At 46.7% G+C, this 21,937-nt stretch carries 20 protein-coding genes and 1 pseudogene; 15 read left to right on the top strand and 6 right to left on the bottom strand.

Annotation, left to right across the window (positions count from 1 at the left end):
* The first annotated feature begins 183 nt into the window (after positions 1-183).
* From AC6I4B_RS10700 to AC6I4B_RS10715, 4 genes are all read left to right on the top strand, one after another.
* Positions 184-1,665, top strand: a complete 1,482-nt coding sequence (locus AC6I4B_RS10700) for an EAL domain-containing protein (protein WP_497771554.1) — start codon at positions 184-186, stop codon at positions 1,663-1,665.
* Positions 1,666-1,994: 329 nt separating this feature from the next.
* Positions 1,995-2,441, top strand: coding sequence for a DUF3290 domain-containing protein (locus tag AC6I4B_RS10705; RefSeq protein WP_497771556.1), 447 nt, complete (start codon positions 1,995-1,997; stop codon positions 2,439-2,441).
* A 7-nt stretch (positions 2,442-2,448) separates the two neighbouring features.
* A complete protein-coding gene (locus AC6I4B_RS10710; protein ID WP_497771558.1) occupies positions 2,449-3,084 on the top strand; it encodes a DUF421 domain-containing protein in 636 nt (211 codons plus the stop codon).
* 284 nt (positions 3,085-3,368) lie between these two features.
* Positions 3,369-3,683: a hypothetical protein gene (locus AC6I4B_RS10715; protein WP_497771559.1), complete on the top strand. Its 315-nt coding sequence runs from the start codon at positions 3,369-3,371 to the stop codon at positions 3,681-3,683.
* 69 nt (positions 3,684-3,752) lie between these two features.
* On the opposite strand, the gene AC6I4B_RS10720 is transcribed toward AC6I4B_RS10715, so the two are convergent.
* The 5 genes from AC6I4B_RS10720 to AC6I4B_RS10740 all read right to left on the bottom strand — a co-directional run bounded on the left by AC6I4B_RS10720 (position 3,753) and on the right by AC6I4B_RS10740 (position 9,163).
* Entirely contained in the window at positions 3,753-3,932 is a 180-nt protein-coding gene (locus AC6I4B_RS10720) for a hypothetical protein (protein WP_497771561.1), read from the bottom strand.
* Positions 3,933-4,390: 458 nt separating this feature from the next.
* Complete coding sequence (locus AC6I4B_RS10725) at positions 4,391-4,744, bottom strand: DUF1294 domain-containing protein (RefSeq protein ID WP_497771562.1); 354 nt, start codon at positions 4,742-4,744, stop codon at positions 4,391-4,393.
* A gap of 72 nt (positions 4,745-4,816) precedes the next feature.
* Entirely contained in the window at positions 4,817-5,431 is a 615-nt protein-coding gene (locus tag AC6I4B_RS10730) for a TetR/AcrR family transcriptional regulator (protein ID WP_497771563.1), read from the bottom strand.
* A complete protein-coding gene (locus AC6I4B_RS10735; RefSeq protein WP_497771564.1) occupies positions 5,424-8,555 on the bottom strand; it encodes a multidrug efflux RND transporter permease subunit in 3,132 nt (1,043 codons plus the stop codon). Before AC6I4B_RS10735 ends, AC6I4B_RS10730 begins: the two co-directional genes overlap by 8 nt.
* A gap of 158 nt (positions 8,556-8,713) precedes the next feature.
* Positions 8,714-9,163 (bottom strand): nuclear transport factor 2 family protein, encoded by a 450-nt coding sequence (locus AC6I4B_RS10740; protein ID WP_497771565.1) that lies wholly within the window; start codon positions 9,161-9,163, stop codon positions 8,714-8,716.
* Positions 9,164-9,485: 322 nt separating this feature from the next.
* Between AC6I4B_RS10740 and AC6I4B_RS10745 the strand changes: the two genes are divergently transcribed.
* Both AC6I4B_RS10745 and AC6I4B_RS10750 read left to right on the top strand, forming a co-directional pair.
* Positions 9,486-10,463, top strand: coding sequence for a DUF1852 domain-containing protein (locus AC6I4B_RS10745; RefSeq protein WP_497771567.1), 978 nt, complete (start codon positions 9,486-9,488; stop codon positions 10,461-10,463).
* A gap of 55 nt (positions 10,464-10,518) precedes the next feature.
* Positions 10,519-11,547: pseudogene (locus tag AC6I4B_RS10750) on the top strand (methionine synthase); the annotation flags it as partial.
* A gap of 105 nt (positions 11,548-11,652) precedes the next feature.
* On the opposite strand, the gene AC6I4B_RS10755 reads toward AC6I4B_RS10750, so the two are convergent.
* Positions 11,653-12,534: a LysR family transcriptional regulator gene (locus AC6I4B_RS10755; protein WP_497771568.1), complete on the bottom strand. Its 882-nt coding sequence runs from the start codon at positions 12,532-12,534 to the stop codon at positions 11,653-11,655.
* Between the two features lie 160 nt (positions 12,535-12,694).
* On the opposite strand from AC6I4B_RS10755, the gene AC6I4B_RS10760 reads away from it, so the two are divergent.
* The 9 genes from AC6I4B_RS10760 to AC6I4B_RS10800 all read left to right on the top strand — a co-directional run bounded on the left by AC6I4B_RS10760 (position 12,695) and on the right by AC6I4B_RS10800 (position 21,872).
* Entirely contained in the window at positions 12,695-13,546 is an 852-nt protein-coding gene (locus AC6I4B_RS10760; protein WP_497771570.1) for a Vmh family MBL fold metallo-hydrolase, read from the top strand.
* 169 nt (positions 13,547-13,715) lie between these two features.
* Positions 13,716-14,276 (top strand): fasciclin domain-containing protein, encoded by a 561-nt coding sequence (locus tag AC6I4B_RS10765; protein WP_497772110.1) that lies wholly within the window; start codon positions 13,716-13,718, stop codon positions 14,274-14,276.
* A gap of 147 nt (positions 14,277-14,423) precedes the next feature.
* On the top strand, positions 14,424-14,972 hold the full coding sequence (locus tag AC6I4B_RS10770; protein WP_497771572.1) for a sigma-70 family RNA polymerase sigma factor: 549 nt from the start codon (positions 14,424-14,426) through the stop codon (positions 14,970-14,972).
* Positions 14,969-15,646, top strand: coding sequence for an anti-sigma factor (locus tag AC6I4B_RS10775; protein WP_497771573.1), 678 nt, complete (start codon positions 14,969-14,971; stop codon positions 15,644-15,646). Before AC6I4B_RS10770 ends, AC6I4B_RS10775 begins: the two co-directional genes overlap by 4 nt.
* Positions 15,647-16,445: 799 nt before the next feature.
* A complete protein-coding gene (locus tag AC6I4B_RS10780) occupies positions 16,446-17,075 on the top strand; it encodes an aKG-HExxH-type peptide beta-hydroxylase (RefSeq protein ID WP_497771575.1) in 630 nt (209 codons plus the stop codon).
* A gap of 47 nt (positions 17,076-17,122) precedes the next feature.
* On the top strand, positions 17,123-18,262 hold the full coding sequence (locus tag AC6I4B_RS10785) for an MFS transporter (RefSeq protein WP_497771577.1): 1,140 nt from the start codon (positions 17,123-17,125) through the stop codon (positions 18,260-18,262).
* 171 nt (positions 18,263-18,433) lie between these two features.
* Positions 18,434-19,807: an ATP-binding protein gene (locus AC6I4B_RS10790; protein ID WP_497771578.1), complete on the top strand. Its 1,374-nt coding sequence runs from the start codon at positions 18,434-18,436 to the stop codon at positions 19,805-19,807.
* A gap of 87 nt (positions 19,808-19,894) precedes the next feature.
* Positions 19,895-20,341: an eCIS core domain-containing protein gene (locus AC6I4B_RS10795; RefSeq protein WP_497771580.1), complete on the top strand. Its 447-nt coding sequence runs from the start codon at positions 19,895-19,897 to the stop codon at positions 20,339-20,341.
* Positions 20,342-20,474: 133 nt separating this feature from the next.
* On the top strand, positions 20,475-21,872 hold the full coding sequence (locus AC6I4B_RS10800; RefSeq protein WP_497771582.1) for a hypothetical protein: 1,398 nt from the start codon (positions 20,475-20,477) through the stop codon (positions 21,870-21,872).
* Positions 21,873-21,937: the final 65 nt, after the last annotated feature.

Below are 21,937 nucleotides of genomic sequence, written 5' to 3' on the forward strand. Positions count from 1 at the left end.
TTTACGCCGCGCATGAATAAACAATGTCTGCATTGTGTTTTTTAAAGGTTTATTTTGTCAATAAATTGTTGTTTTATTTTGTCGGCCATGCGTAGGTGATTTAATACTATCAAGGAAATTTCCGATTGTTCGCTTTTAGTGTGAATAAATAAAATTGATTTACATAAGGTTAGTGAGGCAAGGATGTTGTCTGAAAATATAAGTCATGACCAGATGAGACAAGTTGATTATATTTTATCCCCTTGTAACTTTGCCACTCATGGGCTACTCGCCATGTTAGATGATAACAGTGATGTGGTAGTGCTCAATGTTGAAAATCATGCTGATATGAATAATCTCAACGTTGAGCGAGATGAGCGAGTTGTCGCTTTTGTCCCCACAGAGCCATACGGAATGCTATCAACGCTGAGATATTTGATCTCACTATTAAATAATTCCAGTGAAATGTTTTGGCTTCTCATCGTTAGCCGGATCCCGTCATCCTGGTTGTGGAGTGTGATAATGTCTCAGGTGACCAAAGGTAAATTATCGCGCTCTGCTATTCATATCGCACCATCAGACCTTCCATGCGATAAACTATCCGAGTTATTACTACCGGAACGAAAACTCTGCCCCTATATCAAACAGGTTGCTATGGCAGAGAATTATTTTTTAGGTAAATACCAAGATATGCCATGTAAGAATAAAAAAGACGGATTATCCAAAAAGGAAATGCAGGTAATGGCGGACTCTTTTTATGGTTCTGATATTACAGAGCAGGCCGCATCTCTGGGGGTGAGCAAAAAAACGCTTTATAATCAGCGTTTGTCCGGCATAAAGAAAATGGCCGCAGTCGTGCCATTTTTGTTTTCAAGTATCCGTGAAAAGCCAGACGTGGCTACAGGAGATATGATTATGTTGAATAAACTTTCTTCATTTGAGAGAGAGTTTGCACATGCCTTATATTGCAATGAATTGTTCGTTGTTTTCCAGCCAATTATCAAAGACACTAACGAACTCCAGGGTTTTGAGATACTGCTCCGCTGGTATAGCAAAGGTCAGGTGTTAAAGCCAGCCGAATTTCTACCTAAATTACATTCTACTTATGTGTGGATTATCCTTACGGCCTTCCTCATCCAGAAAGCGGTAAGCTATATTAATCTGTATGAAGGCAAATACTTCTTCTCTATCAATATTGAGTCCAGCACGATTGATAATGAAGGGCTGATGAGAATGCTAAACACCGCGAAAAAACAGCTACATTCGCCGGAGTGGGTGAAGCAATTCGTGTTGGAGATCGGCGAGCGCAACGATCTCTACCAAAATGAACAATCCATTCGCAACTTGATTCATTTGCAAAGCCAGCAGTTTAACATCGTGCTTGATGACTGTTTTTCGGCTAATAGCGTGATTTTCCCGGTGAGAAAATTTCAGTTTAATGGCTACAAAATCGATATGAGCATCGTTAATGTGCTGAGTCAGGATGAAGACGCGTTAGCGTTGGTGAAAAGCCTTTCATATTACTGCAAGCTGACCAACCGCCATTGCATCGCGGAAGGCGTGGACAGTATCGAAAAAATGAAGATCCTGCGTGAATCCGGTATCACGTATTATCAGGGGCATTATATTTCTGCGCCGATAACAGCCGATGACTTGCAAGATTTTATTATCAACTTTACCGCGTAACTTTACCGAGTAACTTAGCCTGCCTTAGCCAAACTTCTCTGTGCCGGGCGGTGTCGATAATCACCGCCGATTATCCTCACAATCCTCCATTTATGTCGCACTGCGCATAATGGCAAGTATCGCCATCCTGGCGAACCCTGCTTTTTTAGCTATCTGACCTAACATAGCGATAATTCATACTTCTTATCTCTACCTCCACTTAAAAAAGCCATGACAAATGCCAGTTGATAATGGATAATTATTAACCATTGTGTAACATTAGGGTGAAAAATGACAGTGTGTCACTATAATAAGGATTGGGTTCTTAAAAACACAGGAATTATGCTTGTATGAGATTTTATGGAATAGATTATCTGCAAATGCAGTCTAATATAAATGATTATTTAAAATACATCGTTATATTTAGCACTTTGTTTGTCCTGATCGTTGTTTTTAGCCTGTATATGCGCCATCGCCTGCAAACTAAATATCGGGATTTAACGATAATCGCCTTTTTATTTTTACTCTTTATCTCAGGCGTTCAGTATGCAGATTATACGGATAGCCAAAATATACACTCACAATCATCGCAAATGGTTAATTTTGTGAGGTTGTTATCGAAAGAAAAAGAGGTGAGCATAAATTCTATCTTTTCCAGTTCAGTACAATTATCGGATGGTATCATCGTTAAAATTAATGATCTCTATTACCGTGTTAACTTAAGTGCGGATCAAAAAACTTATAGCTTAGTCGCGGTCTCATTAGTAAACCCCGAAATAGAAATCATCAAGAAATGAGGAATACATGATTATTTATACACCTATTATTATAAAATTGGGGCTAGGGATACTGTGTTTGATTATCCAAATAAATCTCATGGGAAAAGGTAATTTGGCCCCTTCATCCGCTATGGATCAGGTTCAAAACTATGTGTTAGGCGGGATTATCGGTGGGGTGATTTACAATGAGTCGATAACAGTACTACAATTTGTACTCGTGTTAATTATCTGGACTTTTCTTGTTTTTGTTCTCAAGTTTTTAAAAGAGAATAATCGCTTCGTTAAACGAATTATTGATGGCAAACCTATTACTTTGGTACATAATGGTAGCGTCAATGTTAAAGAGTGTTTACGAAATGGTGTCTCTGCCAATGATTTGATGTTTAAATTAAGAGCAAATGGCATTTATGAAGTGGAACAACTAAAACGCGTCGTTCTCGAGCAGAACGGGCAGTTGACTATTATCCAAAGTGGTGATGAGAATATTCGCTATCCTATTATAGTAGATGGGTTAGCTAATCATGACCTGCTAGAAATCCTTAACAAAGACAATGATTGGTTAGAAGGGGAAATTGCCAAGCAAGGCTTCAGTAAAGTCAGTGAAGTCTATTTAGGTGAATATTTGTCGGGTAGGATCAATTTATACGGATATGAAAAATGATATCCGAAATTAAGCCTGACTTATTATTGGGCTGTATTGATAAAATGATTTTACTATCAAAGGCGAGACTTTTACGTATGTCCGGGCATACTGATATTAATCTCCGCTTCTGGCATGGCGCAGGCCGATCAACAAAGCGTTATTAAACACAGTGACTATAAGGCCGGTAATTGTACTTCCCCCATGATGTTCTTATAATCTTTTTGAGGGAAATTTGACGGGCAGGTGAAATCGACCTGATCATTTTGTTTCTCAGGTAATTATATTCTCTGCAAGGATATGCAATGCGCTATACACCCATTTTAATTGTTCCTTTATTAAGTGCCTGTAGTTTCAGTTTTATTAAGTTTGATAATGACCCTCTGGTACAAGCGGCCTATGCGTCTGATGCGACTAAACCTTCGGTTATTGCTGCGGGTGGCAAACCAGATAGTGAGATTAATGTTCCCGAAATCAATGGGACTTGCATTAACTACACGCTAAGAAAAGGTGAAGAGACGATGCCTTTTTATGTGGCGTTCGATAAGAATGGAAAGCGAAAACATTTTGGCTATATCTCCTGCCAACAGGCGAGAGCTAAGGGAGTCTTTGGTCAGTAATTTTGCTTAGAATACCATTCCTCTTCTGTTGATAAAAACAAGAAGAGGGATGTATGAATCATTTAGATATCAGTAGCCTGCGGCTCTGTTGGCTTCTTTAATACGCTTATTTCTTGCGTCTTTGTCTTGTTGGTCTTTAGCCTGCATTATCCCACTTGCCGCATCTACCCAATCATTTGCGGTACAGCCTGACAATACCATACTTAACATTAGTGCAAACGCATACTTCATTTTAGCTCCATCACTCATTATTGTATAAATCACGTCCGTGTAATACTCAATGTATTTGACGCTTATGTGGCTAATTTAACAAAGAATCATATTTCGGGCAAGGTGATGATTTCGCCCCCCGTTCATGTAACGGGTAATTCATCATTATTAGCTTAAATAATTTGCGGCGCAGGGTAGAAAGTTGCGCTGCTTGTAAATGGCGTTACGCGATTGGGGGAATGTACTTCTTATCCATAAAAAGAATCAGGTTATACCGACTTTTATTGTTAGCCTGAGCATCATGATGTTTTGGGGAAATAAGCTGGGTAATCTGGATACGAAAAAATCCCTTAACCATGCCGATTCAGCGAGTGACAAATAGCTCATAGCGTCACTTTAGATAAGCGCATTTGAAATGAGATAACCCGCCGAATGCTTACCGACGGTGTATTGCGCAATATTCGCCGATTTTGAGCTATTGCTTAAACGACATTATTTCATCGATGTTCAGTCAGGAGGACAGGGATGGCGTAGTAAACCGCCGCCATCACTGAAACGCTGATGATGACACTGAGGATGAAATAGGTTTTGAACGGCTGTTTTTGTGTTTTATGGCGAAACAACTGTTGACCCATAATCGCGCCAGGCCAGCCGCCGACCACACCAAACGCCAGTAATGTCAATTCTGGCACTCTGCGCCAGGCCTTCCGCGCCGCCATTTTGTCTGCGCCGTAAATCACCAGAGTCAGAATATTGGCCAGCAAAAACCACGCAACCAAAGGATGCGGCGTAAAAATGCTGCCGATCGCCGCGAGGATCAGCAGTAAATAACAAAAACGATTGAGATTCATATCATCAGCCACAGCAATAAATGAAGCCGCATTATACGCTGGGCTATCGGCGGGAAGAAACGCTGAATGGGTTTAGTGATACCGCCATGCCCTGAGAAACACATCGATAGCCGATTGTGCGAGCGTATCCAGCCAGTCTTGATCGACCGGCGTTTGGCCTATCAGCGCAGCGGGAAGGGGATAACCCATAATCGCCCCCAGGAATGCCGTTGACTGTAGATGGGCATCGTCTAACTGAATTTTGCCTTCGGCATGGCATTGCGCCAGCACCTGGGTAAGCGTGTCGCGGATCCTGCCCGTCGGGCGTTGTGCGAGACTTGAAAATATTTCAGGACGCTGGACTAACACCTGGATAAGCAGGCGTTGAAAGTGGATATTTTCTGGCGAGAAAAAATAGCGCTGGATCATTTTCGCAATACCGTGCAGCAGCGCTGGTAAATCATGCTGCTTATCGTTAATTAACTGTTGTAACGGTAATTGCAGTTGATCGTTGAGAAAGCTGAAGGTTTCAACCAGTAGTTGGTCTTTCCCGCCGGGGAAATGGCTATAGAGCGTGGGGCGGGTGGTGTTCGCTTTTTCGGCAATTACATGCAGCGATACGTCCAGACCGTGCTCCAGAAAAAGGGCGCGCGCGGCTTCCAGGATCCGTGGGCGGGCTTTCATTGGGCGACCTAATGGCTTACTCATTCACTTTTTCCTTTTCACCGTTAAGCGAGACATGCGCCATTCTTTTCGCGCCCCGGCAGATAACAATAAACAACAGAGGCACAAAAATAAGCGTTAATAGCGTGCCGGTAATCATGCCGCCGATAACGGCAATCCCAATCTCCTGGCGGCTGGCAGCACCGGCCCCAGAAGAGAGTACCAGAGGTATCACCCCTGCAACAAATGCCAGTGAGGTCATAATGATAGGGCGTAAACGCAAACTTGCCCCTTCAAGCGTTGCCGCAACAATCTGTTTTCCGCTTAGGTATTGCGAGTGGGCAAATTCGACTATCAGGATGGCGTTTTTGGCGGATAACCCCATGGTGGTTAACATGCCCACCTGGAAGTAAATATCGTTGGTTAATCCGCTTATCCAGGTCGCAAAAATAGCGCCGGAAACGGCGAGTGGGATAATCAATAATACCGCCAGCGGAATGGCCCAGCTTTCATACAGCGCGGCAAGGCACAGGAAGATAAACACGCTGGTGGCGAGGTAAATCCACAAGGTTTGTCCGCCAGATGAATGTTCCTGGTACGACAGGCCGCTCCATTGAGAGCCGAAACCGGGAAATTGTGCCAGCATCTCTTCCATAATGTTCATGGCAGAACCGGAGCTGACGCCTTCGGCGGCGTTGCCCTGAAACTGGACGGCGGAAAGGCCATTAAAGCGTTGCAGCATTTGCGGGCCGGTTGTCCAGCGCACGGAGCTAAAGCTGCTGAAAGAGGCCATGTCATCGTGACTTCCTCGGACATACCAGGCGGAAATATCCTCTGGCGCGGTTCGCCAGTCGGTATCGCTTTGCATATATACCCGTTTTACCCGGCCACGATCGATAAAGTCATTGATGTAAACGCCTCCCCTGGCGGCTGACAGCGTGCTGTTGATATCGGCCTGTTCAAGCCCCTGAGCCTGCGCTTTTTGCCGGTCGATATCGACCTGGAGCTGGGCTTTTTCTTCCAGGCTGTTAATCCTGACGGCGGAAAGTCTGGCGTCGTCTGCCGCCAGGCTTAGCACCTCTCGTTGCGTGTTCAGCAATGCGTCATACCCGTTTGCACTTTGATCCTGCAACCAGACTTCAAAGCCATTTGATTGGCCTAACCCGCGCACTGTGGGCGGTGCGGTGACATTGATAGACGCTAACGGATGGTTTTTAAAATGCTGGTTAGCCCTGGCGATAATTGATCGCGCGCTGTTAGCTGTATTGCGACGCTGATCCCAATGTTTTAGCTCGGCGAAGGCCATGCCCACGTTTTGCCCGCTGCCCGCGTTGTTGCGCCCCATCACCATAAAAATTACGTTCAGGTTGTCGCTTTCTTGCTGGCGAAAATAGCGGGTGATTTCATCGCCCACGGCCTGCGTTTGCGTCAGCGGTGAGCCGACGGGCAGGGTAAACTGCACCATCACCGAGCCTTGATCTTCCTCCGGCAAAAAGCTAGTTGGCAGTTTGAGGTAAATCCAGACGGTCAATATGATAAGCATTAATGCGAGCAGATACAGACGCACCGGGCGGGCGATGCTGCGTTGCAAAAGCGTGAGGTAGGCGTTTTGGCTTTTCTCAATGCCTTGATTCATCGCGGTAAAAAAGCGGCCTTGCCGATGCGGAACTGGCTTGAGCAGATGCGCGCAAAGTGCCGGAGTGAGCGTTAGCGCCACCAGCGCTGACAGCACCATCGACGAAACAATTGTTGCGGTGAATTGCCGATAAATAATACCGACTGAGCCGCCAAGAAACGCCATTGGGATGAACACCGCAGACAGCACCAGCGTAATCCCCACCAGCGCACTGGTGATTTCATTCATCGACCGTAGCGTGGCCTCGACCGGGCTACAGCGTTCGGTTGCCATAATGCGCTCGACGTTTTCGACCACCACAATGGCATCATCCACCAAAAGCCCAATTGCCAGCACCATTGCAAACAGTGTCAGTGTGTTGAGGTTGTAGCCCAGCACGCTCAATATCGCGAACGTGCCGAGTAAGACAACGGGAACAGTGATGGCGGGAATCAGCGTCGCTCGCCAGTTTTGTAAAAACAGGAACATCACCACCACGACCAGTAAAATGGCCTCGATCAAGGTGTCAATCACCCCTTCAATCGAGACGAGGACAAAAGGGGTGCTGTCTCTGGGATAGGCCGCCACCAGGCCTGACGGGAACTGGGGCGTTAGCCGTTCTATTTCGGTGCGAATATTTTCCGCCGTTTTTAATGCATTGGCTCCTGAGGCCAATTGGATGGAGATTCCCGCCGCCGGATAACCGTTCAGGGTGGTCACGTTCTGATAGTTTTCGGCCCCAATTTCCACTCTCGCTACATCGCGTAGGTACACCGCAGAGCCGTCGCTATTGGTGCGCAGGAGAATATTCTCGAACTGTTCTGGGGTTTCAAGGCGTGACTGTACCGTTACGGTGGCGTTCAAATACTGATTCGCTCTCGCCGGTTGGGAGCCAATTTCCCCGCTGGTGACTTGTGCATTTTGCGCTTCAATCGCGCTTTGGATATCCGAGGGCATCAGCCCAACGTTATTTAACTTGTTCGGGTCTAACCATATGCGCATCGCGTATTGCGCGCCAAACACGGTGGTTTCTCCCACGCCATCGACTCGGCTCAGAGAGTCTTGTAAGTTACTGACCAGAAAGTCATTGATATCAATATTGTCGAGTTGCCGCGAGGTGTCATAGAGCGCCACGACCATCAGGCTGTCTCCCTGTGATTTGGTCACGGTGATACCTTGCTGCTGAACTTCCTGCGGCAAACGTGTAATGGCCTGATTAACCGCATTCTGAACCTGAACCTGTGCAATATCGGGGTCGGTTTCCTGCGCAAAGCTCAGGCTGATACGAGCCTGACCGGCTGAACTGCTGGTGGACGAGAAATAGAGCAGCCCATCGATACCTTTAATCTGTTGTTCAATGACTTGCGTGACGCTGTCTTCAACGGTTTTGGCGGCAGCACCGGGATAATTAGCGGTGATATTCACGCCGGGTGGCGCGATATCGGGGTATTGCTCTACCGATTGTGTCAACAGCGCCAACACGCCCGCCGCCATAATGCAAATGGCGATGACAGCCGCGAATACCGGGCGTTCAACAAAGAATCTGGCCAGCATGGAAGGCTCCGTAAACAGATTATTTACTTAACAGTAAAGCAAATAATCTGTTTAAACAATCGCCAACGTTAAAAAGTTGGGCTTAGCTAAGGCGTAAAAAAGTGCGAAGGGGAGTTAAAGATAAGCAAAATCAGTAAATAAAGTGAAGTCGCTTATCGTTAAAACATGCCGTTGGGGTTGGCAGATTTCTCCGGTACGGTCTGGATGACATCCCAATGCTCAACGATTTTATGCTGCTTATCGAGGCGGAAGATATCGACAATCGCCTGCGTGACGTTTGGCTCACGCCCTGTAACGGCAACATGTAAAACCACATAATCGCCATCGACCAGCGCACGTTTAATTTCACTGTGCGAGTCCGGGTACTTGTTTTTCAGGAAGGCGATGAAATCCCTGAAGCCGTCAATGCCATCCTTTGCCGTCGGGTTGTGCTGTTTGTATTGTTCGCCAAGAAACGGTTTTGCCGCCGCAAAATTTTTATCGTTTAACGCGTAGTCATAAAACTTCAGCACGTTGTCTTTGTTTTGCTGTTCATCCGGCACTACGGCAGCAAAAGTGGTGTTGGCGATGAACAAGAGTGCAAGCGTAAGTGATGATCTCTTTAACATTACATTTCCTCATTGATAACGACAGTAGCGAGTCTTTGTATAGCAAATAACCCCAGAGGACGAAAGCGCGTTTTAACGAGGATGTGCCTGAAGGCAACGCCAGTCGTGGTTCTTCGCGGCAAAGGGGCGGCGTTGGGCGATCATGAAGATGGCTCATGTTGCGATGAAATTAAGTCGCTTTCTCTCGGCCAATGGCTCTGGCATAAAAGATAAATATTAACTTATTGACAACATGAACGCTGCGAAACGAACACAACCGATGCGTCGTGAAAACACGAGATACGCGCAGTTTTGATGTCAGAATCCAGGGGCCAGAGCAACCATGAATAATCATTTTAGCTTTAAGATTAAGCGCAGTTTTTTCGACGAAAATTATAACCCTTCGGAAAACACGCGTATTACGACTAACTTTGCCAATTTAGCCAGAGGCAAAAACCGTCAGCAGAATTTACGCAACACGTTAGTGATGATTGATAACCGCTTTAACTCATTAGCGTGCTGGGATAACCCAAAAGGCGACCGTTATTCTGTCGAGCTTGAAATTATTTCAGTCGAGATGAACATTGAAAATAGTGGCGATGCTTTTCCGGCTATCGAAATACTAAAAACGAATATCATTGATAAAAAGACCCATCAACGCATTGAAGGTATTGCGGGGAATAACTTCTCATCTTATGTGCGTGATTATGATTTCAGCGTATTGCTGTTAGAGCACAATAAAAACAAAACGGAGTTTAGCATTCCTGAAAAATTTGGTGAATTGCATGGGAATATCTTTAAGCATTTCATCAATTCAACGGAATACAGCGATAACTTTAAGAAATCGCCGGTGATATGTCTAAGTGTCTCCAGTAAAGACACCTATCAGCAGACGGGGAATCAGCACCCGGTACTGGGTATTGAGTATCAGCAAAATGGGACATCATTAACCGAAAAGTACTTCAATAAGATGGGGTTACAGGTTCGCTACTTTATGCCGAAAGGCAGCGTCGCCCCGTTAGCTTTTTACTTTGTGGGTGATTTGCTGAGCGACTATACCCCCCTTGAACTGATCAGCACTATCAGCACGATGGAGACATTCCAAAAGATTTACCGGCCGGAAATTTATAATGCAAATTCAGCCGCTGGCTTGGTTTATCGACCGGATCTGAATCATGATGATCACTCATTAACTAAAATTGTTTATGACCGTGAAGAACGCAGCCAACTGGCGATTGAGCAAGGGAAATTTACGGAACAGAACTTTATTAAGCCCTATACAACTATTCTTGAGCAATGGTCTACTGACTACGCGCTTTAATATATTAAAAACCTATCCTACTGGGATAGGCTCTAAAAATAAAAGGTCATTTATTATGAAAACATTGCTCCCAACTTCAACCGCGGGCAGTTTACCGAAACCGTCCTGGCTTGCTCAACCGGAGACGCTGTGGTCGCCGTGGAAATTGCAAAACGAGGAATTAATCGGCGGAAAACAAGACGCGCTGCGCTTATCGCTGGACGATCAGCTGCGGGCCGGTATCGATATCGTCAGCGATGGCGAGCAAACGCGCCAACACTTCGTCACCACGTTTATTGAACACCTCAGCGGGGTGGATTTTGAGAAACGCGAAGTCGTTAAAATTCGTAACCGTTATGATGCAAGCGTGCCGACGGTTGTGGGGGCGGTAGAGCGTCAAAAATCTGTTTTTGTGGAAGATGCTAAGTTTTTGCGTCAGCTAACAAAACAGCCTATTAAATGGGCGTTGCCGGGGCCGATGACGATGATCGACACCCTGTACGATAACCACTATAAAAGCCGTGAAAAGCTGGCCTGGGAATTTGCCAAAATTCTGAATCAGGAAGCCCGTGAATTAGAGGCGGCGGGCGTTGATATTATTCAGTTCGACGAACCGGCATTTAACGTGTTTTTTGATGAGGTCAACGACTGGGGTATTGCCGCATTAGAAAGAGCGATTGAAGGGCTTAAATGCGAAACGGCGGTACATATTTGCTACGGGTACGGTATTAAAGCCAACACCGACTGGAAAAAAACGTTGGGTTCAGAGTGGCGACAATACGAAGAAGCCTTCCCGAAACTGCAAACGTCGAATATCGATATTATCTCGCTGGAGTGCCATAACTCGCGCGTGCCGATGGACTTGCTGGAATTAATTCGTGGGAAAAAAGTGATGGTAGGGGCTATTGATGTGGCGACTAATACCATCGAAACCGCCGAAGAAGTGGCGAATACGCTGCGTAAAGCGCTCCAGTTTGTCGATGCCGATAAACTGTATCCTTCAACCAACTGCGGCATGGTACCGTTATCTCGCCAGGTAGCTACCGGCAAACTGAATGCGTTAAGTGCGGGGGCGGAGATTATTCGTCGCGAGATTTTAGCGAAATTACCTTCCTGCCGATGGGATGATATCAAGGCCTGCCCGGCTGTATTTAGCAGGCGTTATGACCGGGCTTAATGATGCCCGGTCTTGATAGCGCCTCGGGATACATTACGCTTTTCCCAGATGCAGTTTAATCGCATCCAGAAACAGACTAAGCGCGGCATGTTGGTGGTCGCGTGACTGATAAAGCCCGTAAATGCCCAGCGCCTGTGGCTCCCGTTGCGGCAATACGCGTACCAGGTGGCCGCTTTCCAGACGCGAGCGCGCCTCAATTTCTGGCACCATCGCCAGGCCAACATCCGCTTCTGCCATATCGCACAGCAGCGACGAGATCCCCGCACTGAAATTGCCGCTCACCGGTACTGATATCACGCCTTTTTCTGTATCGCGAAAAGACCAGGATTGACCGGAAAAACGGCTGTAATGTAAGCCATTATGCTGCGCGAGGTCTGCGAGCGTTGTTGGCACACCGGCTCGCTTTAGATACCCCGGCGAGGCGCACAGCACGGACTGGCATGTGCCCAGATAACGGGCGATAGCCCCCGGTTCTGGGTCATTGGTGATGCGAATGGCCAGATCAATGCGTTCCCCCACTAGGCTTACCGGATGGTTATTGATATCGACCTCAATACGTAGCGCAGGATATTGCGCCAGAAAGGGCGGGATAACCGGCCCCAGAATATGCGTCGCCGTAAAATGAGCACAGGCGACACGCAATGTCCCCGAAGGCGTGATTCCGGTGGCATCATCTTCAATCCCCTGCGATAACAAGGCTAACTGCCGCGTTTTCTCCAGCGTCTTTTCCCCCGCAGGCGTGATGGTGAGCCGTCGGGTTGAGCGGTGAATCAGCCGCGCACCGGCCCACTTTTCCATCTCGTCGAGATAGCGGCTGACCATGGGGCGCGATATGCCCAGCGAACGGGCTGCTGCACTCAGGCTTCCCAGCTCACAAATGCGGTTGTAAGTGATTGCCGCCATGATCCTGTCCATTGCATCCCCATTTGATCGTTTTATGAAACTCAGCATGTATTGTTTCAGGAATTCTAGCAGAAGTATAAATCCGTAAAATGATGCTTATCTTAATAACGGGGCTGTCAGGCTCCGCTCTGGTGATAACGCCACCCATTCGGATAAGCAACTAAGGATCTCCATGAACATAAAATCACTGTCGCTGGTCTTGTCACTGGCTGGCGCACCGGCATTTGCCGCGCCATTGCACCTTGATGTTTACAACCCGCAGGACAAAGGCATTTTCCCGGTATCGTCCACCCTGGTTTCTGGCCCGAAAGAAGCCGTGCTGTTTGACGCGCAGTTCAGCGTTAAAGACGGTGAGAAACTGGTGCAGATGATTAAAGCCAGCGGCAAGACACTCAAAGAAATCGTGATAACCTCCGGTGATCCTGATTTCTACTTCGGGCTAGAGCCGCTGGTGAAGGCTTTCCCGCAGGTGAAAGTGGTGGCTTCTCCGGCTGTGGTGGAGCATATCAAGGCAACGAAGGATGCCAAACTGGCGTTCTGGGGTCCGCAAATGAAAGACGGCGCACCGACAAAAATTATTGTCCCACAGGCAACAAACGCCACGCGCTTTACCGTTGACGGTGAGCCGCTGGAGCTGAAACACACTGGAGATTATGCCGCGTACGTCTGGATCCCCGCGAACAAAGCGATTCTGGGCGGTACTGGTGTTGCCTCTGGCATTCATGTCTGGACGGCGGATACCCAAACCCCGGCGATTCGTCAGGGCTGGATGAAGGTGCTCAGCGAGATGCAATCGCTGAAACCGCAGCAGGTGATCCCAGGGCATTATTTGGGTGAACGCCCGGCAAACGATGCCGCTGTCACGTTTACCCATGATTATCTGCAAACCTTTGAGCAGACGCTGGCGAAGCAAAAGGGATCAGCCGCCGTTATTGCGGCAATGAAAGCCGCCTATCCGGGGCTTGCAGATGAAAGCTCGCTTGAGCTGAGTGCAAAGGTGAATACGGGCGAAATGAAGTGGTAGTGGGGCGCTAATTTCTCATTACGGGGAAACGGCCAAACCTGCTCTCTACTTCGCTAAAAATAGGGATGCAAAAAAAGATAAGATTTTTTGCATCCGTTGACTTCACTCATTCGTATTAACAGTTAAGGGCACATCAGCCCTTTCTGAAACGTCGATGAGGGAAGTGAAAATGAAACAACTCCTGCCAACTCTGTTTATTTCTGCTCTGGTTTTCAGTAGCGCCTCTCAGGCTGCAATGATGGACAACAACACCGTGATGGTCGGTGGTGCGGCGATGTACCCTTCTAAAAATATTGTACAGAATGCCGTAAATTCGAAAGACCACACCACGCTGGTTGCCGCAGTCAAGGCGGCCGGTCTGGTTTCTACGCTTGAAGGAAATGGCCCGTTTACGGTTTTTGCACCTACCAATGCGGCCTTTGACAAACTTCCTCCGGGCACTGTTGACTCGCTGCTGAAACCTGAAAATAAACAAAAACTCACTAATGTTCTGACGTATCACGTGGTGTCTGGAAAGTTGGACATGAAGGCACTGGAGAAGAAAATTAAAGCCGGTGGCGGAAAAGCAGAACTGAAAACCGTCAACGGGGCATCTCTGTGGGTGATGGCGAATGGGCCACACAATATTCAGCTTAAGGATGTGCACGGCAATATGGCGAATATTACGACTTATGATGTGAACCAAAGTAATGGTGTTATTGATGTCATTGATACAGTGCTAATGCCATAACGCGTTCCTATACTGGGTGTAGCCACAACATCAGTGGCTATACCCATTATTCTTCAAGTCGCCTGAGTCAGTTCCTGGGGCTTCGCGAAGTTGCCGCCTGCAAGCAACTCGAATTATTTTGGGTATACACCTTTAATAAGGAAGCCAATGACAAAAAATGTGCCGTATATTCATGCAGGATTAATGAACCAGATAGCCTGCGGCGATAAAGATGCGCTGTCGCAGCTTTACCGCATCCTCTCGCCGAGACTGTTTGGCATTATTCTGCGAATGGTCAGGCGCCGCGACTGGGCGGAAGAGATCCTGCACGATACCTTTATTCAAATCTGGCAGTCGGCTATCTATTACGACGAACAGCGCTCTGAACCGCACATCTGGCTCAGCCATATTGCCCGAAATCGGGCGATTGATTATCTGCGAAAACATGAACATCGTTGTTGTTCGGTGGATGAAATAGGTGAAGCGGAAGCCGGTTTCGAAACGTTGCTCCCCACCGATGATATTCACCAGGAGGCTCGTCGCCTTCAGCATTGTATGGATCATTTGCCTTCAGAACAGCGCCAGAGCATTGCACTGGCCTATTATCGTGGCCTGTCGCAAACCGAGATTGCGCTCTCCATGAGCCAGCCTGAGGGAACCGTAAAAAGCTGGATTCGCCGTGCGTTAACCCATCTCAGGGAGTGTATTGGTCTATGACTGATTCAGAACACGAGAGCCTCGCTGCGGCGGAATATGTGCTTGGACTTACCGACGACAAAACCCGGCAACAGCTCAATAAACGCCTTAATGATGATGCAGAATTTGCAGCGCAAGTGCAGCGCTGGCAGAAAGCATTCAGTGGTATTGATGCCACCACCCATGCCGTGACACCGCCTGCGGCTATCTGGCAACGGATTGAACTCCACCTCAAAGGGCCGCAGAAAGCCGCTAACGCCGCACGAACCCGCACGCCATCGCTGCTCTGGCTTGGCTGGGGGCTGGCGGCGGTAATGACGGGCCTTGTTATCTTCACCCATGTGATGAAACCTGATACCCCGGACGTCCTGCAACCCATTGCGGTACTCAGCGGGACACAACCTGATGCCCAGTTTGTGGTGAGTCTGGATAAGTCAAAATCAGTTATTCAGGTTTCGGCGCTGAACGTAGCGCTGCCGCAGAATAAAAACTTACAGCTCTGGGTGATTAAGGGCAGCGCTGCGCCACAATCCCTGGGGCTTATCAACTCGCCCAACAGCAGCGTTTTTCCGCTATCTTCTGGGCCGCTGGATAACCAGACCGTGCTGGCGATAAGCCTGGAACCCATTGGGGGTTCCAGACAAGCAGGGCCGTCTGGGCCAGTGATTTTCCAGGGTAAAGTCACCGCACTGTGATCTTGCTCGGCCTTCAGCGGATGAGGGCCGATTAAGCCGCACTACACGACATTTTATTTTTAATAAATCGAATGAAATCATGATGCTATTTATGTTGATGCCGCGCGCAAAAATGAAATTTTGGCACGCGGCATCACAGGGTGAGCTTGCAGTTCGTCCAAAATAACTTACCGCGCTATCGATAACGGACGAAACAACTTTACGGCTAACGATAGTGGTGTATTTAACTGGTCTGACCTCGAATTGTATTATTTTATTCTTTTTATTAATTGCATGTTGCGCTAATGAATTCATTTGGTTAATTATTAATACGTTCCGGAACGAACCCAAATACAACAAACAACATTCTCTTTTAAGGAAACGTAAAATGAAAAAAGTTGATACTGCAAAACTGCTGAAAATCAAATCTCCTCTGTCTGGCTGGTCTTTCAGCAAATAACAGTCAAAGCGTGGATTTGAAAATAGATCACGCTCATCAGGGCGTGATTTTTTTTGGGAGCTTGCTATGTTTAATATCGTTTCACCAGATTATGATCATCAAGCCGCGCGCTTGTTTTTTACAAACAGCCTGCATTCGTCAGTTGATTACTTAATTGATTTTTATGAAATTAATGAAGTTAAAAAATCCCCGGCGCTGACATGGCAAATGTGTGCCGCGCACTATCTCGCAGCCAAATGTGCTGAATCAGAGGATCATGAAGCGGCGATTAAATATCTCCATTATATTGAATCAATTCCGGCAGCGAATGACATTATTGTCTCGCCACTGACATCGGAAGATACATCTTTCGATAAAGAAATGATTCTGAAAATTATTCGGGATGATAAAGAACTGGGTTTTGGATTTTGCGATGATCCGGTGCTGGCTCATTCGGAATCTGAGAAAGTTTATCGTGCGCTTGAGGTTATTCGCCAGAATGTCCCTGAGGCCTATAACGAAATAACAACCTATATTCACGCTATTCATCTCACCCAGGAAACGGAAGACGGCTCGCGCTTTATGCGGTCTGGAACCAATTTCTATATGTGGGGGATGATGTTCGCATATGTGCATGACGACCATACCGTGCCGTATTACGTTGATATCCTGGCGCACGAATGTGGGCATACTGCCCTGAATATTATCAACTCCTTTGATGAACTGGTGCTCAACGATCCCAGCGCCACTTTTGTGGCTCCGTTACGTGTCGATAACCGGCCAATGATTGGGATTTTCCATGCATTGTTTGTCCTTTCACGCATTTGCTACGTGTTCGACCGCATTATCCAGAACGGGAGCAGTGAGTATGTCGAAGAGTGCCAGGAACGCTTTAAGCAGGCTTTTCAGAAACTCAGCGATACACATCAAATCGTGAAACAGCACGGTAAATTTACTGAGATAGGCCAGGTTATCTATAACGACATCTGCACACTCTGGAACCTGAAATAAGCTAGATGGCACCATAGTGGTGCCATAAAACGATATGTAGACGAAATATGAGCATTTACCGACATCTTTTTGAGCGCGAGAGTCGTGCTATAAATCTCTGTTTTCTGTTTAACGCCATCGGTTCGACTCTGCTCATGCCTCTGGCGTTGCTTTATCTTGCTGGCGGCAGCCTGAGCGCAAAAGAAATTCTTTATCTTGGCACCATGAAATTCTGGTCATTTTCGTTGTCCTATTTTCTGGTTATTCCATTGATCAGTCGTTTCGATGTGAAAAGAATGATTGTCGGTTCATTATTCTGCAAATTATTGTCACTGGTTGTACTCTTTAGCGGGCAAAGTTTTTTGACCTGCACGTTAGTGATGCTAACAAATGGTCTGGCATCATCATTTTTCTCTACGGCGTCCAAAATCTATGTGCGGGCAACGTCTAAAAATATCAGCGAAAGCTTTTCGGCGCGAATGACGCTCAGCAATGTCGGGGCGGCTATTTCTCCGCTGGTGATCAGTGTGCTGGTCTTTTTTAATGTACCGTTTCGCCCAGCGCTGCTGAGCGTGATAGTGCTGTATACGACAGGGGTTGTGGTGGCGACAGCGCTTTCTCATTGCCCACGAGCGCCAGCACCGGACGCCAGCGCGGGAAGAATGTCGGGGTTATTGACTAAAGAATCAGCCACGGTGGCGATGCTGAGCATTGTTTTTGCGATGCTTTATTATACGTTTGAAACCGTTGTCCCTCTTGAGTTTGTCCAGAACAACCAGAAAAGCCTGATTGGGCCAGTTATGCTGTTTAATACGGGAATCATTATTGTGGGGCAAATTCCCGTTTATCAATATTTCACCGCAAAATTTGGCGTGGTTAATGCGCTGATGATCGCCACGGCCTTGTGCATTTTTCTGTTTATTCCGTGGTTCTTCCAGTTTGCTGAACTGAGTGGCTTGCTGTTGATTGTTGCTGGCGTCACCTTTCTGGAAATGTTTTATGGCGCGGGGATCGATACGGTTATTGCATCTGCCGACAGTGATAAAAAAATCGCGCTGCTCGACGGGGTTTCCAGCGTGGCGCTTTCTGCTGGCGCGGCGCTGGCGGCAGCCATTTATGGCGACCCGGTCATGTTTATCCCATTCGTGATGACGCTCTTTATACTCAGTTTCTTTTTTGCTCGCGGAGAAATCAGGAAGATTGCCTGAGGCAAATTTCCCCTCTGGATTTCTACTATTCTTCCGGTGAAATATGTCCGTGCGTTAACGTGATAGGGGGCAAAACGAGCGGTTTAAATGACGTGCTATACTGGGTTCGTTGCATACGCTTCTGGCAAACAGCTGTCTTAATGTTAACGCTTCCTTTTTTAAGGATGTGCCATGTCCCCACAAGCCGATGTCGAAAAGAATCAACAAGCAAATAACGTTATCGTGCTCTATCGCGAGATGGCGTGGCTGTCGCAGGTTATTCATCAGGTTATTTGCAGCTATCTCAAACAAGACGGGCATGAACGCCACTGGTTAGATATTTCACCGCCGGAGCTGGTAAACGGAACCCCTTATGCCGATCTGATTACGGACTGGCAACTCTCCATTTTCGAACGTCTGGCGCTGGCACTTGCTATGGCTCCCAGCGTGAAACCCGATACCCTCGATATTTTCTTTGGCCTTAACAGCCTTATCGATCGTCCTTTTACGGAATTTGGTGGCGTCAGTGACAAAGCCTTTAGCGGGTTTATTCCGACAGGACAAACGCTCAATTTTCTTATCAGCGCCAATGATCCCGACTGGCGCATCTACGCTCACGCTCTCTTTTCCAACAAACATCGCCTGATGGCTGAGCAGGTCACCCAACTGCTGTCTGTTGATGACGGCGTACCCAAATGGGCCGGTATTTATCGGCTAAACGACGAGTGGCTGCACTATTTTACCACCGGTGAGCGGCTGCGACCGGAACTCAGCGCCAGCTTTCCGGCTCATTTGCTGGAATCACCGTTGGAATGGGACGATCTGGTGCTGGATGGCGAGGTAAGGGCGCAAATCGACGAACTTCATGCGTGGCTCAGGCATGGGCACACGCTGATGGATGAGTGGCAACTGGCGAAAAAGGTGAAACCGGGGTATCGGGCGGTGTTCTTTGGCCCGCCGGGAACCGGTAAAACGCTGACCGCCGCGTTGCTGGGCAAGGCCACGGGGCGGGATGTTTATCGCGTGGATTTATCTATGGTGGTGTCGAAATACATTGGTGAAACCGAGAAAAACTTATCTCGCGTTTTTGACGCTGCCAGCTACAAAGAGTGGATCCTGTTTTTTGACGAAGGGGATGCGCTGTTTGGCAAACGCTCGGAGGTGAGTTCCTCCAACGACCGACATGCCAACCAGCTAACGGGCTATCTATTGCAAAAGATAGAAGATTTTCCCGGCACGGTGATTATCGCCACCAACCTGAAAACCAATATGGATGAAGCCTTTACCCGCCGTTTTCAGAGCATGGTGCAGTTTACGATTCCTGGGCCGAAAGAGCGCTTGCAGCTATGGCAAAACGCCTTTGATGGGGCGTGCGAGCTTGCAGAAGAGGTCAATTTACCCGCCATCGCCGACCGCTATGAAGTGGCTGGTGGGCAAATTATTAACGTGCTGCGCCAGTGTGCTTTAACGGCCATTCAGCGGGGGGAACGCACGGTAACGCAGGACGATATTATTGCCAGCATTCGCCAGGAATTCAGGAAAGATAACAAAATTTTCTTTGAGTGAATGCGCTGTCACATCACGGACAGCAGGTAAGTGGGAAAGTATCGCTAACGCTCTGATACAGCAGGATTGATAACGGGGAGGGTTGTTATGTTTACAAAACAAAAGCCACAACATCAATCAAGGCGCCAGGCTATTTCGCAGCGCAAAGTGAGCCATGCTTCGGCTACTTTGGAGGATAACCGCACGCAGACCGTGCAAAGACAGCCCAATAAAACCGGGCTGCCCGACAACCTGAAAAGCGGGATGGAAAATCTCAGCGGCATGAGTCTGGATCACGTGCGAGTGCATTATAACTCGGCAAAACCGGCAGCCGTGCAGGCACATGCCTACGCGCAAGGCAGCGATATCCACCTCGCTTCCGGTCAGGAAAAACACCTGCCGCATGAACTGGGGCACGTGGTGCAGCAGGCGCAGGGACGGGTTTCTGCGACGACTTCAGTTGCCGGAATGGCGGTAAATGATAGTCCGGCGCTGGAGAATGAGGCGGATGTGCTGGGAGGGCGGGCGTTGCGGGGAGCCCAGAATGCTCGGTGAAAGTGAGATGTGCTAATCGCGTCGTCATTTGAGAAACGTTTTACATGCCTTGATAAAAACTAGTGCATTGTGACTGATGCACTATTGAGTATAAAGAAAACTTAAAGTAACTCATAAATAGAAGGCTTGATAAATGTATAAACAAGCAAAAAAAAAGATAAGTAAGCGCAGAAGTGTTTCTGACTCTGGTACAAGGACTAAAGGTGATGAAACACGAGGTGCCGAGTTTGTTGATAACCGATCTGTTGCTGTTACGCAACGAAAAATAAAAAATATATTGAGCAGGGAGATGTTTTTGAATGAAAAAAAAGGATTCTCAAAAACTGATGGGTGCTCTAGTCCTGGAGTGTCTGAACAAATTACCACATGCCCATCACCTTACATAATGCAAAGAAGAATAGCTTTTGAAAATGCTGATGATGAAACAAAGGAAAATACAGCTTATTTTAGAGTCAAAAACAACAGCCTTGTCAATAAAATAAGAGAGGATGATAAGCATACTGTGAATATTGGTTTTGTACCAGTGGGTACAAGATATACTGCTAAGAGTAATGTGACGATTGAGGGGGGGCAGAAAAAAATAGGAGCCATTGTTAAAATTCCTGGTGAAGAACCGGAGTCAACTACAGAAAGGCAAAAGAAACTTTATGAAGTAGGCACATTACATGAGTTAATACATGCTCAAGCTATTTTTAATGATGCTTTTAATATAGAACCAAAAGTAATTCATTCAGTAATGCTTGACGAAGTGGTAAAATACAGAGAAATAATACCTTTAGAAGAAGCGCTCACGGTAGGATTCAAAAACAAAGATAGTGTAGTGCATCAACTACATGATCCAAATTCGCTATTCTTATTAAATGATATAATGAATGATGAGACGAAATGGGGTGCCTTTGTAGGTAATATAGAACAGGCCGAGGCTTTACGGAAAAGATATATAGAAGTGTATGGACCGGTTGGGAAGGAAGAAGTTACGTATAATACGAGTGAAAATAGTGTAAGAGAAGATAGAACATTAGAACTCAGAGAAACTTATGCAAAAGATTTAACTGTTGATGAGGGTTGGAATGGATCTCCTGATGAGGATTTCTATAGGCGATTGGATATGCTGTCAGAGGAAAAAAAGAAAGAGGTATTAAAAGATAATCCACCAGATAAAAATCCGATTCGTCTCCCTGGGTTTAAGTCAAAATTTGAAATAATTAATTCTGAATTAAAACAGTTGAAAATAGATTTTGATTTTTTAAAAATTAATTTTGATGACATACCAAACATTATTGACAGTTATAATGGTGAAGACGGACCTGGTGGAAAGAGTGTAGATGAAGATTTTTTTGGGATAGGGCTTGCAATTTCTGTTACGACACCTGAGTTACCAGAGATTGATAAAGATGACCTAGAAACACTTCTGGAGAAAATTTGTTTAGTTCTGAAGGATGAGGGTGAGTTCAGGGATAATGTTAAGGATAAAGGGAATATTGATTTTTGGCGGCAATATTTAGAGATTGGAAAAAAATTACCGATATAAAAGGTAAGAATAAGATCCTCGATTCAAAAAACATGGAGAATCTTAAAGTATTTAAAAGAAGTAAA

This window comes from Kluyvera fluvialis (assembly GCF_059725275.1).

Bases quoted from the DNA above. Each gene is read 5' to 3' on its own strand.
- AC6I4B_RS10700 (WP_497771554.1), top strand. From the start codon at position 184: ATGTTGTCTGAAAATATAAGTCATGACCAGATGAGACAAGTTGATTAT.
- AC6I4B_RS10705 (WP_497771556.1), top strand. From the start codon at position 1,995: ATGAGATTTTATGGAATAGATTATCTGCAAATGCAGTCTAATATAAAT.
- AC6I4B_RS10710 (WP_497771558.1), top strand. From the start codon at position 2,449: ATGATTATTTATACACCTATTATTATAAAATTGGGGCTAGGGATACTG.
- AC6I4B_RS10715 (WP_497771559.1), top strand. From the start codon at position 3,369: ATGCGCTATACACCCATTTTAATTGTTCCTTTATTAAGTGCCTGTAGT.
- AC6I4B_RS10720 (WP_497771561.1), bottom strand. From the start codon at position 3,932: ATGAGTGATGGAGCTAAAATGAAGTATGCGTTTGCACTAATGTTAAGT.
- AC6I4B_RS10725 (WP_497771562.1), bottom strand. From the start codon at position 4,744: ATGAATCTCAATCGTTTTTGTTATTTACTGCTGATCCTCGCGGCGATC.
- AC6I4B_RS10730 (WP_497771563.1), bottom strand. From the start codon at position 5,431: ATGAGTAAGCCATTAGGTCGCCCAATGAAAGCCCGCCCACGGATCCTG.
- AC6I4B_RS10735 (WP_497771564.1), bottom strand. From the start codon at position 8,555: ATGCTGGCCAGATTCTTTGTTGAACGCCCGGTATTCGCGGCTGTCATC.
- AC6I4B_RS10740 (WP_497771565.1), bottom strand. From the start codon at position 9,163: ATGTTAAAGAGATCATCACTTACGCTTGCACTCTTGTTCATCGCCAAC.
- AC6I4B_RS10745 (WP_497771567.1), top strand. From the start codon at position 9,486: ATGAATAATCATTTTAGCTTTAAGATTAAGCGCAGTTTTTTCGACGAA.
- AC6I4B_RS10755 (WP_497771568.1), bottom strand. From the start codon at position 12,534: ATGGACAGGATCATGGCGGCAATCACTTACAACCGCATTTGTGAGCTG.
- AC6I4B_RS10760 (WP_497771570.1), top strand. From the start codon at position 12,695: ATGAACATAAAATCACTGTCGCTGGTCTTGTCACTGGCTGGCGCACCG.
- AC6I4B_RS10765 (WP_497772110.1), top strand. From the start codon at position 13,716: ATGAAACAACTCCTGCCAACTCTGTTTATTTCTGCTCTGGTTTTCAGT.
- AC6I4B_RS10770 (WP_497771572.1), top strand. From the start codon at position 14,424: ATGACAAAAAATGTGCCGTATATTCATGCAGGATTAATGAACCAGATA.
- AC6I4B_RS10775 (WP_497771573.1), top strand. From the start codon at position 14,969: ATGACTGATTCAGAACACGAGAGCCTCGCTGCGGCGGAATATGTGCTT.
- AC6I4B_RS10780 (WP_497771575.1), top strand. From the start codon at position 16,446: ATGATTCTGAAAATTATTCGGGATGATAAAGAACTGGGTTTTGGATTT.
- AC6I4B_RS10785 (WP_497771577.1), top strand. From the start codon at position 17,123: ATGAGCATTTACCGACATCTTTTTGAGCGCGAGAGTCGTGCTATAAAT.
- AC6I4B_RS10790 (WP_497771578.1), top strand. From the start codon at position 18,434: ATGTCCCCACAAGCCGATGTCGAAAAGAATCAACAAGCAAATAACGTT.
- AC6I4B_RS10795 (WP_497771580.1), top strand. From the start codon at position 19,895: ATGTTTACAAAACAAAAGCCACAACATCAATCAAGGCGCCAGGCTATT.
- AC6I4B_RS10800 (WP_497771582.1), top strand. From the start codon at position 20,475: ATGTATAAACAAGCAAAAAAAAAGATAAGTAAGCGCAGAAGTGTTTCT.